Source organism: Enterovibrio makurazakiensis, assembly GCF_050336585.1.
Classification (GTDB): Bacteria; Pseudomonadota; Gammaproteobacteria; order Enterobacterales; family Vibrionaceae; genus Enterovibrio; species Enterovibrio gelatinilyticus.
In genome coordinates this window covers 12,801-35,489 of the sequence record NZ_JAKJSE010000026.1, presented here as the reverse complement: position 1 = coordinate 35,489, position 22,689 = coordinate 12,801, and the positions used below count along the sequence as shown (strand labels likewise).

The window sequence follows — 22,689 nt, the reverse complement described above, 5'->3', positions numbered from 1 at the left end:
CTTTTGCGTTTCGTTAAGTAGGGAGAGTGTGGTGCAAGGAAGTACAGCCAACGACATTAAAACGGCAGACGGTGTATCACTACGCGTGAGCCAACAGCGCTCGATTCGTCGCAATAAAATCAAAGCTTTTATGCTTGTCGCCCCATTGTTGGCGTTTTTGCTCATCGCCTTCGTGCTCCCTATTTTTGACATGCTACAACGCAGTGTTGAAAACCCAGAAGTACATACTTATCTGCCGCAAACCACGGCGGCACTTGAAAGCTGGGATGGTAACGAGTTACCGAGTGAAGAAGTGTATGCCGCGTTGGTGTCAGATTTACAAATTGGCGCTGAAGCGAGAAATATTGGTAAGGCTGCCTCTCGTTTAAACTACGAGAAATCAGGTATGCGCTCGTTGATCATGAAATCGGCGCGTAAATCAAAACGTATGACGGATGGACCATACAAAGAAGCAATGGTAAAAGTGGATAAACGCTGGGGGGATATTAGTGTTTGGAAACTGATCGAGCGCGAGTCATCGCCTTATACCTTGTCTTACTACCTTAATGCCGTCGATCTTAGGTATGACGACAACGGTGACATTGTTGCTCAACCTGAATATCTGCAAATTTATAACTCTCTGTTCTGGCGCACGCTCTACATGAGCATGTCTATCACCTTCCTTTGCTTGTTATTGGGTTACCCCATTGCGTATTTGCTGGCTAACTTGCCACCTAAAAAAGCCAATATGCTGATGATCTTGGTTCTTCTGCCATTTTGGACATCATTGCTGGTTCGAACCGCAACTTGGATTGCCATTTTGCAGCAGCAAGGCGTGCTGAATGACCTGATGGTGGGAGCAGGGGTGTTAGACGACGAAAGTCGGATCCAAATGATTTACAACCAAACAGGCACCTTGATTGCGATGACGCATATCTTACTGCCGTTTATGATTTTACCGCTTTATTCTGTGATGAAAACTATATCACCAAGCTATATGCGTGCTGCGCGTTCGATGGGCGCAACGCAAGCGATGGCATTCCGTCGAGTCTATTTCCCTCAAACATTACCAGGCATTGGCGCAGGTTCGATTTTGGTGTTTATCCTTTCAATTGGTTACTACATTACTCCTGCTCTAGTAGGGGGGCAAACCGGCACATTTATTACCAACTTCATTGCTTACCACATGCAAACGTCTTTGAATTGGGGTTTGGCTGCGGCTATCGCTTCTATTTTGCTGGTGGTCGTGATGATTTTGTATTGGCTTTATAACCGTCTAGTTGGCGTCGACAACGTGAAGTTAGGGTAGGGATAACAATGGCATTACCAGAATGTGCGACGACCGGCGAAAAAGTATGGTTTGTTGTTTTCCGCGTGATTTGTGCAGCAATATTTTTGTTTTTGATTGGTCCGTTGCTGGTTATTTTACCGCTAAGTTTTAATGCTCAGCCTTATTTTACATTCACGCAAGAGATGTTGAGTTTCGACCCCGCGGGCTATTCACTGCGCTGGTATGAAGATTTCTTTACTTCGGATGCTTGGCAATCAGCCGTTAAGAACAGCATTATTGTTGCGATTGCTTCGACCTTTCTAGCGACAGTATTAGGGACAATTGCTGCATTGGGGCTATCAAGCCGCTACATGCCTTATAAGGACTTGGTCATGGCGATTTTGATCTCGCCAATGATAGTGCCACTGATTATATCGGCAGCTGCGATGTTCTTCTTCTTTTCCCGTTTCCAACTTACTCACACGTATGTGGGTGTTGTATTGGCTCATACTGCATTAGGGATCCCTTTTGTGGTAATCACAGTGACCGCAACACTAAGCGGGTTTGATCACTCGTTAACTCGCGCAGCAGCAAGCTTAGGTGCAAATCCAGTGACAACTTTCTTTAAAGTGGTCTTGCCATTGGTGACACCTGGGGTGATTTCGGGTGCCTTGTTCGCATTTATCACGTCGTTTGATGAGGTCGTCGTGGTGTTGTTTATTGCGGGTCCGGAGCAAAGTACTTTACCGATCCAGATGTGGTCGGGAATACGTGAGGAAATTAGTCCAACGATTCTCGCGGCGGCAACCTTGTTGGTGGTGCTTTCGATTGCTTTGCTGACGACGCTAGAGTTTTTGCGCCGACGCAGTGCGCGATTGCGAGGTATTGAAGAATAAGCGACAGATTCTAGTCGTGTTAGTGAGTTGTTTTCGGACAGGTCTCGCAGAGATAAAAAGCACGATGATGCCATCGTGCTTTTTTAGTGCTGATCTGCCAGCGATCCATTCCCCCAAATGAGATAGCTGGCAGACCAGACAATCTATTCAGCCAGCGATTGCCAGCTAGGGACGGACTTACGTTTTGCGCTAATTCTGTACCAAATCGACATCAATAGACCAAAGAACATCCCTGTGATCAGTGATGCATTAACGGCGTAACTTAGGGAAACCCCCAGTGTTTGCCATTGCATAAACCACATGATGACGCCCCATAGCGTGCCAAACCACAAAGTGCCTGCAAGAATGTTCGCGCCAAAATGCGCGAATTGAGGTGGTGGTAGTTTGATACCCACCTTGCGTGCAAGACGGTAGATGATGGGATTGATGGCCGCGCCAGAAAATCCTTTCTTTAGAAGTACTTGGTGTGCACGATCTAAGTGTTGTTCGAAATCCATGGTTCTTCACTGTCTACAACTCAATGTTCGGAACTATACATAAACCATTTGCATATTGAAGCGAAGTCCTCTTATTTGGTGACTCTGCTCTCGTCGAGCTGGTTTTTTCACCGCATTTTCTCGATGTTATACGCTGAGAGAGTATTGACGTGTGGCGTGTCGAATTTCAAATGATGTAGCTCAGATTTCAAGCGGTTGAACTTGCTTGGCTAAAACGTGTTCGATAGTGTGCGTGTTTGTTAAATCGAGAAAAGAGACAGCATTGATGAAAGTGGACTATAAAAAACGGTTGCGCCCTGTTATTCGTTATTTGGAAAAACACTTCAATGATCCGTTGAATCTCACTGAGGTGGCTGCCCTTGCAAACTTGTCCCCGTATCACTTTCATCGCACATTCAAAGCCGTACAGAAAGAAACACTGGCTGACTATATTCGGCGCTTAAGGCTGGAATCCGCTGCGGATGATCTCTTTAAGAACAAACAACCCGTGATGAATGTGGCTTTGGACTATGGGTTTTCATCCTCTCAAAGCCTAGCAAAAGCCTTTAATCAACATTTTGGGGTTTCGCCTAGTGCGTTTAGAGATTGCCCCAACTTAGCAGCATTTTCAGAGTTATCTCGAAGCAGCAAGATTGGACACGCTTTGCGCAAGATTGGAAACGCTGGCGATGATAGCTATCCATATACTGGCTCCACTAACACAAAACAACGGAGTGAATATATGGAAACGCAAACTTTTGAACCGGCAACCTTGGCTTTTGTTCGTGTCACAGGTCCTTATGGGGAAGGATATGACGAGGCTGCGGGCCGACTTTATCAATGGGCTGGGCCGAAAGGGCTGGCAGGTTGTACTAGCATCTTTATCTACCATGATAATCCTGAAATCACCCCAGCAGAGAAGTGTCGAACAGATATCTGTTTAATGGTGCCAGCGGATACGGACGTGATGCCCGGGATTGAGCTTCAAGATTTTCCAGGAGGCAATTACGGTGTGATGCGAAAGACAATGACGGATTTCAATCAATACGCTTCTGCGTGGGATGACATTATGGCTGATGTTATTGAATCAGGGTTTGAAAATGATAATCGCCCTTGTTTTGAGCTGTACCATAGCTTTGATCCACAAACACAACATGCTGATGTCAGCTTTTGTACGGCGATAAAAGTGTAGGATCCCACCGAATATATCGCTATGTCTCTACTCGCCCGCTGTATTGCGGGCGATTCTTTAGGTTTGCAATCTGACTTATTGAACTGAATCCCTACACAACCTGATCTCACCGTTCTTCTACGAAAAGTAAACCAATTGCCTCTCTATGCTCGTACTGATTCACGAGTTTTAAGGGTAAGTTTGGTATAGATGGCAGAGATTAACGAAACAACAAGATTCAATGCTGATCAGATCAACAACTTGATTGTTGGTGTGGCAGCACAAGTGGGTAAGCATGATGCGGGTGTACATCGGCATCGGAAGCACCAACTCTTGTTCGCGTCTTCTGGGTGTATGAGCATAAGGCTTGATGGCTTTTGGTGTGTATTACCTCCATCTAGAGCGGCGTGGATCCCTTCGGGTACTGAACATTCTGCGGTGATGAGAAATGTCGTTGCTTATCGCTCCTTATACGTCGATCGCAGTGTTTCATCTAGCCTTCCTCAAGAGATAAGAATATTTGCGGTAAATGGCCTTCTTCGTGAGTTGATTGAGCGTATGGCTTATTGGGAGTGGGATAAATCGATAGAAGAGCAGCAGACGATTTTGTCATTGTTTTGCGAAGAGCTTAATACTGCAGAGCCGGAGTATTTTTCGTTGAAGCTTCCGACAGATCGTCGTTTGTCGGATTGGCTAACTGACGTCATGGAAGGAAAGCGACTGCCTGAGCACTTAATTGATATGGCGACTCACATTGGCGCTAGCGCAAAAACGATCAGCCGAATCTTCACAAGAGAAACGGGGATGCCTTACCAATCTTGGCGTCAACAGTGGCGTTTGCAAGCAGCAATTGAAAGGCTCTCTGAAGGTACGAGAGTGTGTGAGGTGGCAGACTCGCTCTCTTTTTCCAGTGACAGCGCGTTCATTAGCTTCTTCCGAAAAATGACGGGCGATACGCCTAGACGCTACATTTAGTCACTTTGATCTCACCCGCGTGGTTGAAATTTACACCGTAAATTCATTGAAATGATATTCATTCTCATCTAATGTAAATATATATTAGAGGGGAGAAAGCAAATGCGGCCAACAAAAGATGCCAGCCGGCGCATTGGTGTAGACAGCAATGTGCAAAGAAGAGAAACAGACAGCGAATTACCTCCAAAGGTGCAGATAGAAATTGGCGTTGATGAGTTGGAGAGACTTTTTGTTGCGGGGGTGCTGTGTGCTTCTAAATTTAGCTGTTTGAATGTTGAGTCAAAACGCGCTGTGCAATCCCTTTGTTTGAATACGTGTATGCACAGGGTCTGTGAGGAAGATACGAGGAAAATCGGTATGTCTGCATTAAAAAATTCCCTCGTGAAAAGCGTTATCTATTAATTTATTATCGCTACTTGAAATATGAAATCCCCGTCCCAATACACAGATGTTAATAATATGTTTACCCCATGGGTTCCTCGAATTTTCTTTGTATTAATGTTTTTGTTATTCATGGGGTTAGGGTTTTAGGTGAATTAATTTCGTTGAAGGGCTTGAAAGATACATTGTATGACTCCAAATATATCGGTGAGGAAGTTGTGGCGATTTTCGTGCGACTTTTGATAACCCAAGTATTAAATAAATAATATCGCTTCATTGGAGGATATATGATGAAAACTATCGATTTGACACCGCTATACCGTAACACAGTTGGTTTTGACCGCTTCGCGTCATTGTTGGATAACGCCTTCCGCGCAGAAAGTGCTGCGGGTGGTTACCCTCCGTACAATATTGAATCGCTTGAAGAGAATAACTACGCGATAACCCTTGCTGTGGCGGGGTTTACACAAGAAGAGCTTAACATTAATGTTGAGCGCGGAGTGTTGTCAATCCGTGGTGAAAAGCACAAAGTGGAAGGCAAAAACTTCCTCTATCAAGGTATTGCTAACCGCACCTTCGAGCGTAAATTCAACCTTGCTGACTTTGTAGAAGTCACAGGCGCGGATTTGGAGAATGGTTTGTTGACCATTAGTCTCCTGAAAGTTATTCCAGAAGCAATGAAAGCAAAAACAGTATCTATCAATACAAATAAAAAGCCTGTTTTTGATGTTGAAAAAGAAATGACTGCATAACAGTATTTATTAAAATAAATATAATAGCGCCATTCATATTGGCGCTATTAATTAAATCCGATTTACCATGGGTGTTCTGTCCCTTCCCATGTGAAAAACTTTCCTGTATCTGCAATTGTTATATTTCTTGCTAGTTTCAGAATTCCTCGTGCGCTTTCTTGCACTGATATATCAGCGTTGTCTCCACCCATGTCGGTTTTCACCCAACCAGGATGCACAGGACAAACGGTAATGTTTTGTTCTTTGAGTTCTAACGCAAGCACCTGCATTACCTTGTTAACCGCAGCCTTAGAACTTCTGTACGCGATCATGCCTTTCGCTTCACGCTCGAGTGAACCCATCTGGCTTGATATGGTAATGACTCGTGGTGAATCACTCATGGCCAGATTGGGAAGTAATGCATTGGTTACCATCAGCGGGGCAACCGTGTTGATTTCGAACGTTTCAAGCCAGCCTTTTACATCCATATTGTGGTAGGACTGATCCTGCGGTCCAATGATACCTGCATTATTGATGATAATATCGATAGAGATGCCTTCCAGTAGCGCAGTCAAGGCATCAATGCTGTTTTGGTCTGTCACTTCTAGCGGTCTGAGAGAGAGTCGATTAGTGGACAGCAAGTCAGTCAAAGAGGCGGGTGGTGTGTTGCCACGATAGGTGGCAAAAACTTGGCTACCACTTTCTAAGAATTGCTTCACCAGTTCTAGGCCAATACCCCTTGCGGCACCCGTAATTAAAACTGTATTCATATCAATCCCCTCCGTTTGCCTGCAGTTTTAGACAGGTTATATGTCATTGAGAAATCGGGAAAATTTCACTGTATGTTCTATGTTTTTGGTCGCAAATTGTTCTGAATAGAAAAATAGTCATGATTGTTCAGTATATTACGCTTCGCAAATAAAGTTACCCACAGAAACGGTGGATAACCCTTTGGGTAACATTTAATTAATACAGATGTCATTTATGATTCGATGTTATAGCTGAGGGAAATTAGACAGTTAAGGCAAGGAGTTTAAACAGTGAAGACTTTATTCATTGACCGAAAAAGAGCGGTGTTATCACGGGTTTTTCTATGCATGTTCCTTCCTATTGCGATATCGAAACCGTCTAGTTTTGTTAGCATCGAATGTGAGTGAGCTAGAAGTTTTCAATGGCTGGTCAATTTTTAAACAGCTCGGATTAAATAAGTGAGTCTCAATGGAATCTCAATTAAAAAAGCCATGATAACAATACCCAAGAAACCTGAAATTGAGCATATTTAGGCCACTTGGGTATATCTGGGCGGTAGGCGCGGCGACAACTACGTGGACGCAGATCGAATGCTATGTCGAACGTCGTTAAACGGCGATTTGGGCATCACTTGTGACCAAGGCGGCTCCATGAACGCCAGTTGGTACGTCGCTATGTTTGAGCCCCAAACGCTCTTCACGCGGAGGAATGCCGAAGTAGTCCCGATAACATTTGCTAAAGTGAGGTGTTGAGACAAACCCACAAGCAATCGAGATTTCGATGATCGATAAGTTGGTTTGATTGAGCAGTTGACGCGCGCGGCTTAATCGCAGATGCAGATAATAGCGGGAAGGGGAGCACTGAATGTGGCGCTGAAAGAGGCGCTCCAATTGTCGTCGAGATAACTCTACTAATGCAGCCAGTTCATCAATGCAAAAGGGCTCCTCAAGGTTTGCTTCCATGAGTGACACGGTTTCCAGAAGCTTAGGTTGAGCCGTGCCAATGAGGTTGCGAAGTGGCACCTTCTGAACATCTTCACTGTTTCTGACGCGTTCGCACATAAACATTTCTGAGATGGCGGCGCTGAGTTTGTTGCCATGCTCTTTAGCTACCATGGTTAGCATCATGTCCATAGGGGCAGTACCACCAGCACTGGACATTCTTTTCTCACCCAGGGAAAACAGTTTGTTGCTGACTCTGACTGAGGGGAACGCTTCTTGGAAACCTGCTAGATTTTCCCAGTGTATAGAGCAGACTTTATCTTGCATCAAACCTGCTTTAGCTAACACATAACTGCCGGTGCAAATCGCTCCCAGTGTCTTATGTTTTCTATCTTGCATGGCTAACCAGCTTAGGAGTTGCCTCGGATAATTCTGTTCGATATCTACACCACCGCACACAATGACGATGTCCATATCGCGTGGGGATGAAATAGAGTGATCAACATTGATGCTGAGCGAGTCACTGGCGGAGACGGGTTCTCCATTTTCGCTTAACGTAAACCATTCATATAGATTCTCGCCAGAGAGTCGGTTTGCCATTCTAAGCACTTCAATAGCCGAAGCCATCGCCAGCATGGTAAACCCATTGCAAAGATAGAAGCCGATTTTTTTAATCTGTGGTAGTGCGGATACTGAGCCCATAGTTGGATCCCTCCCAAATGGGGTAACAACGATAACCGTTTTCACTCGAATTAATTACAGTTCATAGAGGTTTCAGCAGCACGAAACAGCGCCCTCTCTCCCTTGCGTAGATGAGGTCTATGTAAAAGTAAAATAGGAAAGTAAAGAAATGTTCAATTGAGGATGTGATTCTCTAAAATACGACGATTTGTGGCACAAGATATCGGTTAAGAAGTACGTTGGGTCAAATAGGGTGAAAGCAATGTGTTTAGACGTGTAATGATTTTTCTGCTGTGTAGGCGACAATGAGTTGCATATTTGCGCCTAGCAATTAGCGCCTTGTAACGCGTTGATGTTGACTTGTTTCAAGGCGCTTTCGTATCACGAGGGTCTGTCGATCTTTAGTGGTTAAATTTTGTTCTAGTTAAAAGCATTTTAGGCGAGGCGAGGTGTGTGCCGCCTAGCATTCTAAGCAAATACGCTCAACAAAGCATAAAGCGCTTTTAGCACGGGACGCGAAGTTGAACCCTTTGGGCGGCGTGTTATCGACTTCCCATCTAGGCCAGCTACACATCGGAGCCTCTGCCTTGTATAAAGCCGCCACAAACTGCTGCAAAAACCATCACCAAAGGTCAACCGACCCTAGGACTTACTGAAACAGACTGCTACGTTTGCGGCGAGTTTGGCATTGTTCAGCACTAAGGCGATATTAGCCTTTAAACTATCGCCTTTTGTTTTTTCAGCCACTTTCGCAAGTAAAAATGGTGTTGAGTCTTTGCCTTTAATGCCTTTCTGTTCCATTTCCTTGATAGCTTCGTCAATGACACTGTCCATGAGTTTAGAAGGCATGGCATGTTCTGTTGGGATTGGGTTGGCGATGACTGCGCCACCGCACAGAGACATCTCCCATTTGGCTTTCAAGGCCGATGCAATTTGTTCCGGCGAATCGAGACAATAATCGACGCTGAACTCACTCTCTCGTGTGTAAAACGCTGGAAGAGTATCGGTTTGGTAGCCGATGACGGGTACACCTTTGGTTTCAAGATATTCCAGCGTTAGCCCCAAATCTAGAATCGATTTGATGCCGGCGCATACGACAGCCACATTGGTTTGTGCCAGTTCTTCTAGATCTGCGGAAATATCGAAGCTGGTCTCCGCGCCACGATGTACGCCGCCAATACCGCCCGTTGCAAAGACTCTGATACCCGCCATGTCTGCCAAAATCATCGTGGATGCGACGGTTGTGGCGCCGTCTTGCTTGTTAGCCACAACAAACGGAATGTCTCGGCGACTGGTTTTGATGGCATCGAGGCCACGCTGACCAAGATAAGTAATTTCGTCTTCAGAAAGTCCGATCTTTAGTCGCCCCTTCAATATCGCGATAGTGGCTGGCACGGCTCCGTTGTCGCGAACCGCTTGTTCAACACGCAACGCGGTTTGCACGTTTTCTGGGTAAGGCATGCCATGGGAAATAATGGTGGACTCGAGTGCGACCACGGGTTGTCCCGAATCTATCGCGGCTTTAACGTCTGGGTGAATATCAATATAAGGATTTAGCATTTTTCGCCTTCCATGCGTTGTTGTACCAAAAGTTCGGTGATATCAGGGTTAATCGTGTTGATGTGTTCCATGGCGAGTCCTGAGCAATTTATCGCAAAATCACCGGCGGTATCTTCATGCATCCCGTTTACTTGGGCATGGGCAAGACCCGCTAAGAAAGCATCTCCTGCGCCATTTGCATTGATGATCGTGGTGCTCGGCGCTTGAATCAGCCGTTCGTGGCGTAGAGTACGGAATAGAATGCCATCAGCGCCCATACTGAGAAAAAGTCTTTTCACGCCTTGAGCAATAAACCAGTCGGCCACTTTATTGATATCGGATTTGGATTCTATGGGCAGGCCAGAAATCATTTGTGCTTCGATCAAGTTTGGTTTCAGCGTGTGAATATGGGCTAGGTAAGGACGTGCTTTCATCGCTTTGGTTGCAGATACGGTATCAAGATAGATAGCTTGATCGCCAAAATTGCTGAAGATATATGCCAAGACGCTTTCACTGAGGTTTGTGTCCACAATGATGGATTCGGCATGGCGGATCATCTCTGCATGTCGGCCAATAATGGATACGTCTAATTTATCAAGGATCGACATATCCGAAACGGCAGCAAGCATGTCACCGTCATGGTCAAGCAAAGATAAATAGGTCGACGTGGTTTGCCCTTCGAGGATATTTACCGTGCGTGTATCGACACCTGCACGTCGTGTCTCACTCAACACAAGATTGCCATAGGTGTCATCGCCAACCACGGAAATCAATTTGACGTCAGTGCCTAGCCGCGCCAAGTTCTCGGCTATGTTTCTCCCTACACCTCCTGGTGAATGGGAAACTCGCCCAGGATTAGAGTCTCGAGGTATCAGTTCAGACTGAGGCTGACCGACCACATCAATGTTTGTCCCACCGATGACCACGACATATCGCTTCTGGTCGACAATGTAGCCTTTACCACGGATCAAGCCTTTTTTCGTCATGTTCATGATGTGTACGGCAACCGAAGATCGACTGATATTCAACAAGGTAGCGATTTGCTGCTGCTGAATGAAGGGATCATCTTTGATCAATTGCAGTATCTGGTCTTCGCGGTTTGTCATTTAAACCTCACCTAACATCTGCTTATAAAGTAAACAAAAGTTAGTTTTTATCTTGCTGCGTAAACTGTCAATTGTTATTGAGTAATAATTGGCCAAACTGTGACTGGTTAGATGAAAAAGTGCTGATTTATTAGTCAATTGATGTGGGGGGAGGTGGTGTGAATGGGGCGGAAAATGGCCAGAAATGGTCTCATTTCGTGAACAGGAGGTAGGTGAAATGCCACTACACTAAGGAGGACGAGTTTGTTTAGCAAGGAAGGCAAATGGAATACTCTGCGTCGCATTCACCATCCAGTGGTGCGTTATCAAGTTCACTGACTGAACAGGAACACGCCGCTGTTAACGAGGCTATCAATGCGCTTAAGTCTAAGGCTGGAGCGTTATTGCCCGTTCTTCATCACATACAAGGGACGTTGAAATACGTGCCTCCTTCGGCTGTGCCAGTGATAGCAAAAGGACTAAATCTGTCGGATGCTGATGTGCACGGTGTGATTAGTTTCTATCATGAGTTTCGACATTCCCCGCCGGGTGCAAATGTTATTCAGATATGTCGTGCCGAGTCCTGTCAGTCGATGGGTTCAAGATCGCTTGAACAACACGCGTGCTCAAGATTAGGTATCGACTATCACCAAACCACAACGGATAACAATTTCACATTAGAGCCAGTGTATTGCTTAGGCAACTGCATGAATTCTCCATCAGTGAGAGTGAATGACCAAATCTATGGCGAGATGACGGACGAGGAGTTTGATCTCTTGCTCAATGGTCTTCTGACACAGGTTATCGAGGTGCAGTTACCATGAGTTATCGCATTTATATTCCGCTGGATACATCATCGGTTTCCCGAGGAGCCGATTTAGTTGCTGATCATATCTTGCATAGTGCCGCCAATTTGGGTGAAGACATTGCGGTGACTCGTACCGGATCTCGTGGTTTGTTTTGGCTTGAGCCAATGGTAGAAGTGGAATCCGCGCAAGGTCGTGTCGCGTTTGGCCCCGTCACGCCAGATGACGTTGATGCCTTGCTGGCACTTCGCTTTTTTGACCCAGATGACAAGGGCAGCGCTGGGTTAAACCACGCGTTGTGCCTTGGGCTCACCGAAGACATTTCTTACCTGAAAAAACAACAACGGCTAACGTTTGCGCGTGTTGGCATTATCGACCCGCTAGATATTGATGATTACAAACAGCACGGCGGTTTTGTCGGGCTTGATAAAGCCCTCGCGCTCACCTCGCAAGGTATTTTGGATGAAATAAAAACCTCCGGTCTACGTGGGCGAGGCGGTGCGGCGTTTCCTACAGGGATTAAATGGCAAACGGTAGCGGATCAAAATGATCGTCAGAAGTATGTCATTTGCAATGCTGATGAAGGGGATTCGGGGACATTTGCTGACCGTATGTTGATGGAAGGTGACCCGTTTACCTTGATTGAAGGCATGATCATTTGTGCACTCGCTGTTGGAGCCAACCATGGCTATGTGTACACGCGATCTGAATACCCTAAGGCCTGCGACATTTTCCAACAAGCTATTGATATCGCGAGGGACAAAGGCTATCTGGGCGACAATATCTTGGGTTCCCATTGTTCGTTTGATCTCGAATTGCGGGTCGGTGCTGGCGCCTATATTTGTGGTGAAGAAACGTCACTAATGGAGAGCTTGGAAGGCAAGCGAGGATTGGTAAGAAACAAACCGCCGCTACCCGCCATTGAAGGGCTGTTTGGTAAACCGACTGTGATTAACAATGTCATTTCTCTGGCGTCGGTTCCTACAATAATGGCACAAGGCGCTGAATATTATCAAAATTTCGGACAAGGTCGCTCGCTCGGCACTATACCCGTTCAACTGGCAGGTAACCTTAAACAAGCCGGTTTGTTCGAACTGGCGTTTGGGGTTTCTATTCACGAATTGTTGTACGAATTTGGTGGTGGCAGCAAAACGGGAAGGCCATTAAAAGCCGCTCAGCTAGGTGGACCGCTGGGGGCATATTTGCCCGTGTCCGAGTGGCATACCGACATGGATTACGAAGCACTCTCCACCAAGGGAGCCATGTTGGGTCATGGTGGTATTGTGGCGTTTGATGACACGGTAGATATGAGTCAGATGGCGCGATTTGCCATGGAATTTTGCAGCATTGAATCTTGCGGGAAATGCACACCTTGCCGAATTGGTGCGGTGCGCGGCGTTGAAGTAATAGATCAACTGATGGCAGAGACGGGCGAAGCCAAGGCGGAGCGTGAGGTTTTATTGCGCGAACTGTGCGAAACCATGGAGCTAGGATCCATGTGCGCCATGGGAGGCATGACGCCCTATCCCGTCAAAAGTGCCCTGAAGTATTTTCCTCTTGATTTTGGACTGGCTGAACAGCCAGACCAATAGGATTTCGATTATCTAGTTGTGCCAGCACGAACAGTGCGGCAAGGAGCAAAACAATGGTTGAGTTCTACATTCCCATTGAACAAGACAGCAAAGACTTTGGTACACCCGAAATCAAGGGTGAAGATCTAAAAGCCATCACGTTGTCGATTGACGGTTGGCCTGTCACTGTGCCTGAAGGCACATCCGTGATGCGTGCAGCCGCTACCATGAACATTCAAATTCCGAAATTGTGTGCAACAGATAGCCTAGAGGCGTTTGGATCGTGCCGATTATGTGTTGTGGATATTGAAGGCATGCGCGGTAAGCCTGCTTCATGTACCACACCCGTTGCGGAAGGCATGGTGGTCACCACGCAAAACACTGCTCTGCAGAAGTTACGCCGTAACGTCATGGAGCTGTATATTTCCGATCACCCGCTTGATTGTCTGACCTGTGCCGTGAATGGTGACTGCGAATTGCAGGACATGGCAGGTGCTGTTGGGCTTCGTGATGTTCGCTATGGATTCGACGGTGAAAACCACCTGAATATGGAAAAAGACACGTCGAACCCATATTTCACCTTCGATACCAGTAAGTGCATCGTGTGTTCGCGCTGTGTGCGTGCCTGTGAAGAGATCCAAGGGCAACATGCGCTCACTGTCGATGGTCGTGCGTTTGAATCTCGTATCGTTGCAGGGGACAGCAACTTTATGGAGTCGGAATGTGTGTCGTGTGGTGCTTGCGTTCAAGCTTGCCCTACCGCAGCCCTGACGGAAAACAGTGTGATTGAGCAAGGCACGCCGAGCCATTTTCGCACCACAACCTGTGCTTACTGTGGCGTTGGCTGTTCATTCCGAGCAGAAATGCGCGGCGACCAGCTTGTGCGCATGGTTCCCAACAAAGATGGAAAAGCCAATCAAGGACATTCATGCGTGAAGGGGCGTTTCGCCTTTGGTTATGCCACGCATCAGGATCGCGTGCTCGACCCAATGATCCGAGACTCTATCGACCAACCTTGGAAAAAAGTCAGTTGGGATGAAGCCATCGCGTTTGCCGCCCAACGGCTGACTAATATTCGAGATCAACATGGTGTGAACGCGCTCGGCGGCATTACCTCTTCTCGCTGTACCAATGAAGAAACCTATTTGGTACAGAAGCTTATTCGGGCGGGATTTGGCACCAATAACGTTGATACCTGTGCCCGAGTGTGCCACTCCCCAACCGGTTATGGACTAAAAACCACGATGGGTGAATCGGCAGGGACACAAACGTTCGATTCGGTTCAACAAGCCGACGTGGTGATCGTGATTGGCGCGAACCCAACAGATGGCCACCCTGTGTTTGCTTCTCAGCTTAAGCGCCGTTTACGCGATGGGGCGAAGCTCATTGTTATTGACCCACGCGAAATAGACTTAGTGAATGCACCACATGTTCGTGCGCAATACCACTTACAACTGCGCCCCGGAACTAACGTTGCAGTGCTGAATGCGCTAGCACACGTGATCGTCAGTGAAGGGTTGGAAGCAACAGCATTCATCGAAGAGCGCTGTGAGGCGGACGCCTATAACAAATGGCGAGAATTCATCGCCCAAGCTTCCTATTCTCCCGAGGAATTAGAAGGGGCAACCGGTGTACCAGCAATGTTGATCCGCGAAGCGGCAAGACTGTATGCCAAAGCGGGTAATGGCGCGATTTACTACGGATTAGGCGTTACGGAACACAGTCAAGGTAGCTCTGCGGTAATGGCCATTGCCAATCTTGCCATGGCGACGGGGAATCTCGGTCGTGAAGGCGTGGGTGTGAATCCACTACGCGGTCAAAACAATGTGCAGGGCAGTTGTGATATGGGGTCATTCCCACATGAACTGCCGGGCTATCGTCATGTGTCTGATCCAGAAGTTCGTGCGCTATTTGAAAGCGAGTGGGGCGTTCCGATCGACAGTGAACCGGGGCTGCGTATTCCTAATATGTTCGATGCCGCCGTGGCAGGCCGCTTCAAGGCACTCTATGTGCAAGGCGAAGATATCGCACAATCTGATCCGAATACTCAGCATGTAGAGGCGGCAATGTCGGCGCTGGAGTGCTTGATCGTTCAAGATATCTTCTTAAATGAAACTGCGAAGTTCGCGCATGTGTTCTTGCCGGGTGCGACGTTCTTGGAAAAAGACGGCACATTTACCAATGCGGAACGTCGTATTTCGCCCGTTCGTAAGGTGATGGCACCTTTGTCAGGCAAAGCGGATTGGGAAGCAACTGCGGCGTTGTCTAATGCACTTGGGTACGAGATGAACTATAGCCATCCTTCTGAAATTATGGATGAAATCGCAAGGCTGACACCGACGTTTCATGGTGTGAGCTATGAGAAATTGGATCTGCTAGGTTCGATTCAATGGCCGTGTAACGATGAGGCGCCTGAAGGAACACCAACCATGCACATTGGTAACTTTGTGAAGGGAAAAGGTAGCTTTGTCGTGACTGATTATGTCGCCTCGGAAGAGAAAGTGAACAAACGCTTCCCATTGTTGCTAACCACTGGGCGCATCTTGTCGCAATACAATGTCGGCGCACAGACACGACGCACGGAAAACTCTCAATGGCATCAACAAGATGTGCTTGAGATCCACCCACTTGATGCAGAAGATCGTGGTATCAATGACGGTTCTCCCGTTCGTGTTGCGAGCCGAGCGGGTGAAGTGACGTTGCCGGCGAAAATCAGCAACCGTATGCAGCCAGGTGTGGTGTACACCACCTTCCACCATCCCGTGTCGGGGACGAATGTGGTGACCACAGACAATTCTGATTGGGCCACCAATTGTCCTGAATACAAGGTGACCGCCGTTCAAGTTAAAGTGGCGGTAGAGCAGGCGGATTGGCAGGCGAGATTCAAGCAATTCGACGAGCAACAGCAAGCACATTTGTCAGCAGCAACACAGGAAGGAGAGTCATAAATGGCGCATGAATTACATGGAGAGCTTGTCCGAAATCAGCGATTGTATGATATGGCAAACCAGATTGCTGACAACCTCGTTCATGGCAGAGAGCAAGAAGATACGATTGATGAGGTGGCGTCTCACATTCGTCGCTTTTGGTCTTTAGACATGAAAGAAAGCTTGTTTGATGCAGTAGATTCTGAGGTGTTGAACCCGATTGCCAAGCAGGCGGCCGAAAAGCTGGCGTTGGACTACCGCAAGTAATATTGGGACTGAGCCTGACGAGTAAAAAGCTAGCGTTTCGCGCTAGCTTTTTTGTCTTTGGAGGCAGGTGCTAGGTATGCAGGCATCATGCTGTTGCTTCTGCATCTTCACGTTTTGCCACTTTGTGGCCTTCTTCCGTGACGCCATTTTTCCAATAGCTGCTGATGTAAATGTTGTCGCGATCCACGCCTTTATCATTGCGGAAGTATTGTCGAAGCGTTCGCATGGTGTCGAACTCACAGGCGCACCACACTGACGCTTCACCCTCGAGCCATGTTTGTTCTTGAACGAGGGATGCTAACGTGCCGCTTTGCCCTTTGATCACCCATGTGAGCGTCATGCCTTCCGGCGCATCAATGTATTGAATATCAGCCTCTGATAACACTTCAATCACAGCATGGCCTTTGGCATGCTTGGGTAGCGCAGCAATTTTGACTGACAGAGCCGGTAATGCCGTCATGTCTGCCACCATGAAAAACCAATCAGCTTCGTGGTTAATGGCTTGGATGGTACCTGGCCCCGCGATGTTAATCGTGTCGCCTTCTTTGGCGGTCATCGACCAGCGCGCGGCATGTCCGCACCCGCAATCCATCACTTCATGACGAACAAAATCGACGGTGACCGTATGGGCTTTTAAATCGATAGCCCTAATGGTGTAGGTGCGAAGAACAGGGCGCTCACCCTCGGCGAGGGTGCTGAGATCGGTGCTGCCTTCAGGCGTAAACATTAATTTGATATAGCCGCCTTCGCAATCCACAGGGAAACGCGCAAGGCCGCTTCCATGCAGTACGATGCGCTGCATATTGGGCGTGATTCGTTCGGTCGATTCAACGACAAGCGAGGTCGGCGTAGGTTTTTTCATTCTTGATCTCGTGGTTGATGTCTCGTATTGCTAAGACTGCTTAACTTTCACCCACAATAAGCCAGTTCAATGTGCATTTCAATGATAACGATTATCATTTGCATAAATTTACATTGAACCAGCGCGAGAAATCAGAGCGTGTCAAAGCCTAAACCGTCATTGTGAAACGTCACCACGTTGTGTGACGCAATGGCCTCTTGCGCAGCTAATCCAATCACAACAGCTTTCAAGCCATCGGATAGCGATACTTCCACTTCTTGTTCTCCCCAAATGGCACGTTGGAATTTCTGGTGTTGATAGAAGGTTGAACCGTTGTGATCGCCAGCTTCAAGCAGGGCAGGGTCAACGGGCACATCCATCACTTTCGGGCCTTTAGGGTCACGTGGACTCACAATGACCTGCGGCACGGGTGCATCACCTAACGTGTCTGTTGGCCAGAAGCGTCCCGGCCCCGGCACTAAGCATTCGACTTTACCTTTGTCGCCGACCACGCAAATCTCTTCTTGATAGCGGGAGCCTTCCGCAAACATGCAAAGTTCTAGGCTAGCGCGGGTGTGGTTATCAAATTCTATGGTCACCATGGCGTTGTCGATGATGTCTGGAGCTTGTCCTTCATATTGCTCGGCGAGATGGTTAACCGCTTGATTGCCTGAAGCAAACACACGCACTGGATTGGCGTTCGCCATAAGGCGCATCAAATCGAAAAAGTGGCAGCATTTTTCTACCAACGTGCCGCCTGTTTTATGGTTGAAGCGATTCCAATCCCCCACTTTGTGGAGGAATGGGAAACGGTGTTCACGAATCGAAAAGAGGTGTCGTTGCCCAATATCGTCATCATTGAGCAATGACAGCAATAACGTGATGGGTGGCATGTACCGATATTCCATCGCCACCCATATAGGAGCGGGGTAATTGGCAGCGGCTTCACTGAGGCGCGTAACATCGGCAATGTCTGTGCAGATGGGTTTTTCAATTAAAATGGGGAGGCTGCAACGACGTATGATGCCTAGCAGTTGTTCAGCATGCTGAAAATTTGGGGTGACGATGACGAGCGCATCTACATCGTCAGCTTCCAGCAAGGCATCCAGATCCGAAACAGTCCGAGCTGTGGGGACAAGCGCGTGCGCTTTTTCCAGCATCTCTGCGTTGGGTTCAGCTAACACGGTGATCTCTGCGTGATCGAGAAGCTGGATATTGCGGATGTGCTCTTGTCCCATCATGCCGCAACCGAGGATCCCATATCGGATTGGATGTTTGTCTGTCATTCAGTCGTCCTTGTTTTTATTGTTGATACTGTATCTTGTGGATGTAGGGCGATAGGCGTTACGTCCATCTCGCTGCGTAACACACTGTCTCTGGGTCGTACCAAGTAAACGACACCTCTTCGATGCGATCTTGATTTGACCAACTGAGCCTTTCGATATAACCACATGCGCTGCCGACATCCGGTTTGAAGTCGGGGTGTTTCCAGTCAGGAACATGATCAACCGTGATGCTGTCTTGTACTTTTGAAATCCAAAATCCGAGCTTTTCACGGTAGAACACATACAAAGACTCAATCACGTCTTCTCGAGGAATGTGTTCGCTGTGGCGACCATCAATCCATATTTCTTCCATGGCAGCAGGCTGTTGATCCAATTTACGCAAGCGCCTGAAGCGCCACAGCGGCGCATTAGAGGGTAGCCCCAACAATGACGCGACATAGGTGTTGGTATGTCGCTCAAGGTTCAAAACATCGGCGTTTGGTAAGCCACCACCACTTTTTAATTCAAGTCGGAAAAAGTGATACACGGCACTGCTATCCGGTGCGTTTTTCACATAAGTGCCAGAGCCTTGTTTACGCTCCAATAGCCCATTGCTTTCAAGCTCAGTGAGGGCTTTTCTTAATGTGCCCACGGCAACGCCGAGCTTCTTGGCCAGTTCCGCTTCGGTTGGTAGGCGTTCTCCAGGTAACCAATAGCCTGCAGAAATCTCCCTACGCAACAACTCACTTATTTGAATGAACAGGGGTAATCGGGTTGATTCACTCATCACAAAAATTCTCAAAAAAAATAATCAGTTTGATATTAGCTAGTTAGTCACGGTTTTTCTGTTATAGAGGTAAAACTTTAAACTAATTCATTCATTATTGATTTACTTTTCCTGAGTATCTTATAGCATTTATTAACAATTCATTCACTATTCATTTGCAATTGAAGTGAGTGAATGTACTCAAGTAACAGGGCGCATAAAAGCAAAAATTAATAACAGCGCGTTGGCTAATTTACCGAATATCAGGAGATTGATGATGAGTGTTGTGCCCATCACAAGTGCAGGACTGGATGCCTCAGAGGTTTCATGGTTTGCGCCCTTGTGCAGTGACGATTATCGCTATTTAGGTGTGCCAGAAGGTCGACTGCGCAGCAGTTGGGAAAATACCCGAGACATTGTGTTGATGGCCGAACAACAAGGCTTTCGCAATATATTGTGTCCGTCGTCTTATCAAGTGGGCCAAGATACTCTGACCTTCGCGTCCGCCATGGCACCGCTAACTGAGCGTATCAATATGCTGGCAGCCATTCGTTGTGGCGAAGTGCATCCCGCTATGTTGGCGCGCTCAGTAGCAACGCTCGACCACATCATGAAGGGGCGCTTAACACTCAATGTGATCTCTTCTGATTTTCCAGGTGAAAAAGCAGACAGCGCATTTCGGTATCGCCGTTCGAAAGAGGTGGTCGATATTTTGCGCCAAGCATGGACACAAGATGAAATCCGTTACGATGGCGAAATATACAAACTAAGTGAAATTGCCAGTGACCCTGTGCGTCCATATCAGCAAAACGGCGGCCCATTGTTGTACTTCGGTGGTTACTCACCAGACGCGCTTGAGCTATGTGGTTCGGAATGTGACGTGTATTTAATGTGGCCTGAAACCGAAGACATGCTGGAAAGCCGCATGCGAGCCGTCAACGAAGTCGCACAACGCCATAACCGAACCTTAGATTACGGTCTGCGAGTACACATGGTGGTACGCGATACCGAGGCAGAAGCGCGTGAATATGCAGAATCGCTTGTCTCGAAACTTGACGATAACTTTGGTCAATCCATCAAAGAGCGTGCACTGGATGCAAAAAGTCTCGGGGTGGCGCTGCAATCTCAGCAACGCGATCAATCTGACCAGTTTGGGTTCACTGAACCGAATTTGTGGACGGGCGTAGGACGCGCACGTTCAGGATGCGGTGCGGCATTGGTTGGCAGTGTCGATCAAGTGCTCAGTAAGATTGAGCGATACAAAAAGATGGGTATTAGTGCCTTTATTTTTTCTGGCTATCCACACAAAGACGAATGTGAAATTGTCGGCCAAAAAATTCTACCAGAACTGAAAACGTGTTCACTTCCTGAAGAATATGGGCGCGTTCCTGCCACCACGCCAGCAACACCGTTGGGTGTAGGAGAGCGAAAATGATATACAGCGAACTTCACCCAAGCCTGTCGGCATTTAGCCGTATTGTTTATGGCGCATGGCGTTTATCGGATGACAGTGACACGTCAGAAGAGCATGTCCGCGCCAAAGTGGATGCTTGCTTAGAACAAGGTATCACGACATTCGATCATGCTGACATTTACGGTGATTACTCGTGTGAAGCCGTGTTTGGGCAAACATTGGCAGCGACCCCTTCGCTTCGCGATCAAATTCAGTTAGTGAGTAAATGCGACATCATGTTGCTATCGGACAACTACCCAGATCGTCGCGTGAAACACTATGACACGTCTGCCGCGCACATTCGCCAATCAGTGACGCAGTCGTTGAAAAACCTTCATACCGATCATCTGGACCTTCTGTTGATACATCGACCAGACCCGTTCATGGATCACCATGAAACAGGGCAGGCGCTAGATGCATTGGTGAACGAAGGGTTGGTGAAAGCGGTGGGCGTGTCGAATTTCCAACGCTGGGATTGGGATTTGCTGCAATCAGGCATGTCTCATCCCCTCGTCACGAATCAGATCGAAATGAATTTGCTTACACGCGACAGCTTCACCGATGGCACTTTGGCGTTCATGCAGCAATACGGTGTATCGCCCATGGCGTGGTCACCGCTTGCGGGTGGAGAACTCTTTGGAAATGGAGAAGCGGCTTTGCGCGTGAAACCGATTCTAGAGCGTGAAGCGGAGCGATTTGGTGTCGGTATTGATGCTGTCGCGACGGCATGGTTGCTTGCTCACCCTGCCGGTATTTTGCCCGTGCTTGGCACCAATAACTTGTCACGTATTCGTAGCGCGAGTGATGCTTTGAAAGTGACGATTGATAGAGAAACATGGTTTGAAATGTGGACGGCAGCTGCCGGGGAGGAGGTGGCATGAGCCGCGAACTACGAAATGCACTCTCATGTTTTGCAACGGGTGTGACTGTGATTACTGCACGCCATGATGATACCGATTTTGGCTTGACCTGTTCGTCGTTCAATTCTGTATCGCTAGACCCAGCTATTGTGCTGTGGAGCATCAATCGAACCTCGTCAGCCAAGGAACCTATACTGAAGTCGGGTGGTTACACCGTCAGTGTGTTGGCGGTGGAGCATTCAGAGCTAGCCATGAAATTCTGCCGCGATAGTCACGAAGAACGTTTCAATGGCGTCCCCATCGAACGTGCGCCAAGTGGTCGCGCGATTATTGAAGGTGCTGTGGCATGGTTCGACTGTGACTTAAACGGTGTGATTGCTGCAGGTGACCACGACATTTTGTTGGGAAAAGTGACCGAGTTTAGCTCACAGCAGGAAAGTGTCGGCTTAGTGTTTGAACGCAGCAGATTTGGACGGGTGGGAGAAGTCGCCTAATGGCAGTTTTGGGGTCAACACTTGCGGTACTTGAAAACGTTAATGACCGCATAGGCAAAATTGGTGCATCGGTAGCATGGGTGTTAGTGGCATTGATGGTCGCCAGTATCTTGCTACAAGTGGTGTGCCGTTACGTGTTCAATTCCGCGCTACCTTGGCCGGAAGAAGTGGCTCGTGCGTTGATGATCTGGATGATGGCGCTGGTCGCAGGCAATGCCTACCGCAAAGGCATGTTTGTCTCCATCGACATGCTCTATAACTACGTGCCCTTCTCTGTGGCGCGTATCATCAAAATCATTTTGTTGGCGTTGGCCTTTGCAGTGCTCGTGCAATTGTTTGTGGTCGCCATTGAATTCTTTGATCGTGGTTTTCGTACTCGTGCAGCCTCTTTCCCCTTAAAGCGCGCTTGGATCTATCTCGCTATGCCTGTGTGCTTTGGCACCATGTTGCTTGCCAATATCGAATTGTTTCTTAAAACGTTTCTTGAGCGAAAAGAGACGCCTCAAACTGCGTCTGCAGAATAAGGATGAGCAAAAAGAATGACTGACATAAGGATGTGGTTGT

General features: G+C 47.6%; 21 protein-coding genes. 13 read left to right on the top strand and 8 right to left on the bottom strand.

All coding sequences use genetic code 11. The annotated features are described in order from the left end of the window. Positions 1–31: 31 nt before the first annotated feature. Positions 32–1,288: an ABC transporter permease gene (locus L4D06_RS19285; RefSeq protein ID WP_274164605.1), complete on the top strand. Its 1,257-nt coding sequence runs from the start codon at positions 32–34 to the stop codon at positions 1,286–1,288. Positions 1,289–1,296: 8 nt separating this feature from the next. Then, positions 1,297–2,145, top strand: a complete 849-nt coding sequence (locus tag L4D06_RS19280; protein ID WP_274164604.1) for an ABC transporter permease — start codon at positions 1,297–1,299, stop codon at positions 2,143–2,145. 143 nt (positions 2,146–2,288) lie between these two features. On the opposite strand, the gene L4D06_RS19275 is transcribed toward L4D06_RS19280, so the two are convergent. Then, entirely contained in the window at positions 2,289–2,642 is a 354-nt protein-coding gene (locus L4D06_RS19275) for a DUF6404 family protein (RefSeq protein ID WP_274164603.1), read from the bottom strand. A 265-nt stretch (positions 2,643–2,907) separates the two neighbouring features. On the opposite strand from L4D06_RS19275, the gene L4D06_RS19270 reads away from it, so the two are divergent. The 3 genes from L4D06_RS19270 (at position 2,908) to L4D06_RS19260 (ending at position 5,900) form a co-directional block, all read left to right on the top strand. After that, positions 2,908–3,813, top strand: coding sequence for an AraC family transcriptional regulator (locus tag L4D06_RS19270; protein WP_274164602.1), 906 nt, complete (start codon positions 2,908–2,910; stop codon positions 3,811–3,813). Between the two features lie 189 nt (positions 3,814–4,002). Beyond that, positions 4,003–4,767, top strand: a complete 765-nt coding sequence (locus L4D06_RS19265) for an AraC family transcriptional regulator (protein WP_274164601.1) — start codon at positions 4,003–4,005, stop codon at positions 4,765–4,767. Between the two features lie 671 nt (positions 4,768–5,438). Then, on the top strand, positions 5,439–5,900 hold the full coding sequence (locus L4D06_RS19260) for an Hsp20 family protein (protein WP_429740793.1): 462 nt from the start codon (positions 5,439–5,441) through the stop codon (positions 5,898–5,900). Positions 5,901–5,962: 62 nt separating this feature from the next. Here the strand turns inward: L4D06_RS19260 and L4D06_RS19255 are convergent, their stop codons facing one another. From L4D06_RS19255 to L4D06_RS19240, 4 genes are all read right to left on the bottom strand, one after another. Then, a complete protein-coding gene (locus tag L4D06_RS19255) occupies positions 5,963–6,649 on the bottom strand; it encodes an SDR family oxidoreductase (RefSeq protein ID WP_274164599.1) in 687 nt (228 codons plus the stop codon). A gap of 588 nt (positions 6,650–7,237) precedes the next feature. After that, a complete protein-coding gene (gene gbdR / locus L4D06_RS19250; RefSeq protein WP_429740742.1) occupies positions 7,238–8,272 on the bottom strand; it encodes a choline metabolism transcriptional regulator GbdR in 1,035 nt (344 codons plus the stop codon). A 621-nt stretch (positions 8,273–8,893) separates the two neighbouring features. Beyond that, entirely contained in the window at positions 8,894–9,811 is a 918-nt protein-coding gene (locus tag L4D06_RS19245) for a pseudouridine-5'-phosphate glycosidase (protein WP_429740741.1), read from the bottom strand. Next, complete coding sequence (locus L4D06_RS19240) at positions 9,805–10,896, bottom strand: PfkB family carbohydrate kinase (RefSeq protein WP_274164596.1); 1,092 nt, start codon at positions 10,894–10,896, stop codon at positions 9,805–9,807. Before L4D06_RS19240 ends, L4D06_RS19245 begins: the two co-directional genes overlap by 7 nt. A 263-nt stretch (positions 10,897–11,159) precedes the next feature. On the opposite strand from L4D06_RS19240, the gene L4D06_RS19235 reads away from it, so the two are divergent. Genes L4D06_RS19235 through L4D06_RS19220 form a run of 4 tightly spaced genes read left to right on the top strand, consistent with a single transcriptional unit; the run spans position 11,160 to position 16,446 of the window. Continuing rightward, positions 11,160–11,699 carry a formate dehydrogenase subunit gamma gene (locus L4D06_RS19235; RefSeq protein ID WP_274164595.1) on the top strand — a complete coding sequence of 180 codons (540 nt, stop codon included), beginning with the start codon at positions 11,160–11,162 and terminating at the stop codon, positions 11,697–11,699. Next, a complete protein-coding gene (locus L4D06_RS19230) occupies positions 11,696–13,273 on the top strand; it encodes a formate dehydrogenase beta subunit (RefSeq protein WP_274164594.1) in 1,578 nt (525 codons plus the stop codon). Before L4D06_RS19235 ends, L4D06_RS19230 begins: the two co-directional genes overlap by 4 nt. Positions 13,274–13,326: 53 nt before the next feature. Then, positions 13,327–16,200, top strand: coding sequence for a formate dehydrogenase subunit alpha (gene fdhF, locus L4D06_RS19225; protein WP_429740740.1), 2,874 nt, complete (start codon positions 13,327–13,329; stop codon positions 16,198–16,200). Further along, complete coding sequence (locus tag L4D06_RS19220) at positions 16,201–16,446, top strand: formate dehydrogenase subunit delta (RefSeq protein WP_274164592.1); 246 nt, start codon at positions 16,201–16,203, stop codon at positions 16,444–16,446. Positions 16,447–16,531: 85 nt separating this feature from the next. Here the strand turns inward: L4D06_RS19220 and L4D06_RS19215 are convergent, their stop codons facing one another. From L4D06_RS19215 to L4D06_RS19205, 3 genes are all read right to left on the bottom strand, one after another. Then, positions 16,532–17,308, bottom strand: coding sequence for a siderophore-interacting protein (locus L4D06_RS19215; RefSeq protein ID WP_429740739.1), 777 nt, complete (start codon positions 17,306–17,308; stop codon positions 16,532–16,534). Between the two features lie 131 nt (positions 17,309–17,439). After that, the gene (locus tag L4D06_RS19210; protein WP_429740738.1) at positions 17,440–18,573 is read right to left on the bottom strand and encodes a Gfo/Idh/MocA family protein; all 1,134 of its coding nucleotides are present in this window, start codon (positions 18,571–18,573) and stop codon (positions 17,440–17,442) included. A gap of 58 nt (positions 18,574–18,631) precedes the next feature. Next, on the bottom strand, positions 18,632–19,339 hold the full coding sequence (locus tag L4D06_RS19205; protein ID WP_274164589.1) for a GntR family transcriptional regulator: 708 nt from the start codon (positions 19,337–19,339) through the stop codon (positions 18,632–18,634). A 253-nt stretch (positions 19,340–19,592) separates the two neighbouring features. Between L4D06_RS19205 and L4D06_RS19200 the strand changes: the two genes are divergently transcribed. From L4D06_RS19200 to L4D06_RS19185, 4 genes are read left to right on the top strand one after another with little or no spacing between them, the layout of a single operon-like run. Next, the gene (locus L4D06_RS19200; RefSeq protein WP_274164588.1) at positions 19,593–20,753 is read left to right on the top strand and encodes an LLM class flavin-dependent oxidoreductase; all 1,161 of its coding nucleotides are present in this window, start codon (positions 19,593–19,595) and stop codon (positions 20,751–20,753) included. Then, positions 20,750–21,652, top strand: coding sequence for an aldo/keto reductase (locus L4D06_RS19195; protein ID WP_429740737.1), 903 nt, complete (start codon positions 20,750–20,752; stop codon positions 21,650–21,652). The genes L4D06_RS19200 and L4D06_RS19195 overlap by 4 nt, the downstream gene beginning before the upstream one ends. Next, positions 21,649–22,125 (top strand): flavin reductase family protein, encoded by a 477-nt coding sequence (locus L4D06_RS19190; RefSeq protein WP_274164586.1) that lies wholly within the window; start codon positions 21,649–21,651, stop codon positions 22,123–22,125. Before L4D06_RS19195 ends, L4D06_RS19190 begins: the two co-directional genes overlap by 4 nt. After that, positions 22,125–22,649, top strand: coding sequence for a TRAP transporter small permease (locus tag L4D06_RS19185; protein ID WP_429740736.1), 525 nt, complete (start codon positions 22,125–22,127; stop codon positions 22,647–22,649). Before L4D06_RS19190 ends, L4D06_RS19185 begins: the two co-directional genes overlap by 1 nt. Positions 22,650–22,689: the final 40 nt, after the last annotated feature.

Coding starts and splice junctions, on each gene's coding strand:
- L4D06_RS19255 (WP_274164599.1), bottom strand. CDS start 6,649: ATGAATACAGTTTTAATTACGGGTGCCGCAAGGGGTATTGGCCTAGAA.
- L4D06_RS19190 (WP_274164586.1), top strand. CDS start 21,649: ATGAGCCGCGAACTACGAAATGCACTCTCATGTTTTGCAACGGGTGTG.
- L4D06_RS19195 (WP_429740737.1), top strand. CDS start 20,750: ATGATATACAGCGAACTTCACCCAAGCCTGTCGGCATTTAGCCGTATT.
- L4D06_RS19240 (WP_274164596.1), bottom strand. CDS start 10,896: ATGACAAACCGCGAAGACCAGATACTGCAATTGATCAAAGATGATCCC.
- L4D06_RS19245 (WP_429740741.1), bottom strand. CDS start 9,811: ATGCTAAATCCTTATATTGATATTCACCCAGACGTTAAAGCCGCGATA.
- fdhF (WP_429740740.1), top strand. CDS start 13,327: ATGGTTGAGTTCTACATTCCCATTGAACAAGACAGCAAAGACTTTGGT.
- L4D06_RS19210 (WP_429740738.1), bottom strand. CDS start 18,573: ATGACAGACAAACATCCAATCCGATATGGGATCCTCGGTTGCGGCATG.
- L4D06_RS19275 (WP_274164603.1), bottom strand. CDS start 2,642: ATGGATTTCGAACAACACTTAGATCGTGCACACCAAGTACTTCTAAAG.
- L4D06_RS19220 (WP_274164592.1), top strand. CDS start 16,201: ATGGCGCATGAATTACATGGAGAGCTTGTCCGAAATCAGCGATTGTAT.
- L4D06_RS19265 (WP_274164601.1), top strand. CDS start 4,003: ATGGCAGAGATTAACGAAACAACAAGATTCAATGCTGATCAGATCAAC.
- L4D06_RS19230 (WP_274164594.1), top strand. CDS start 11,696: ATGAGTTATCGCATTTATATTCCGCTGGATACATCATCGGTTTCCCGA.
- L4D06_RS19185 (WP_429740736.1), top strand. CDS start 22,125: ATGGCAGTTTTGGGGTCAACACTTGCGGTACTTGAAAACGTTAATGAC.
- L4D06_RS19205 (WP_274164589.1), bottom strand. CDS start 19,339: ATGAGTGAATCAACCCGATTACCCCTGTTCATTCAAATAAGTGAGTTG.
- L4D06_RS19270 (WP_274164602.1), top strand. CDS start 2,908: ATGAAAGTGGACTATAAAAAACGGTTGCGCCCTGTTATTCGTTATTTG.
- L4D06_RS19235 (WP_274164595.1), top strand. CDS start 11,160: ATGGAATACTCTGCGTCGCATTCACCATCCAGTGGTGCGTTATCAAGT.
- L4D06_RS19200 (WP_274164588.1), top strand. CDS start 19,593: ATGATGAGTGTTGTGCCCATCACAAGTGCAGGACTGGATGCCTCAGAG.
- gbdR (WP_429740742.1), bottom strand. CDS start 8,272: ATGGGCTCAGTATCCGCACTACCACAGATTAAAAAAATCGGCTTCTAT.
- L4D06_RS19280 (WP_274164604.1), top strand. CDS start 1,297: ATGGCATTACCAGAATGTGCGACGACCGGCGAAAAAGTATGGTTTGTT.
- L4D06_RS19260 (WP_429740793.1), top strand. CDS start 5,439: ATGAAAACTATCGATTTGACACCGCTATACCGTAACACAGTTGGTTTT.
- L4D06_RS19215 (WP_429740739.1), bottom strand. CDS start 17,308: ATGAAAAAACCTACGCCGACCTCGCTTGTCGTTGAATCGACCGAACGA.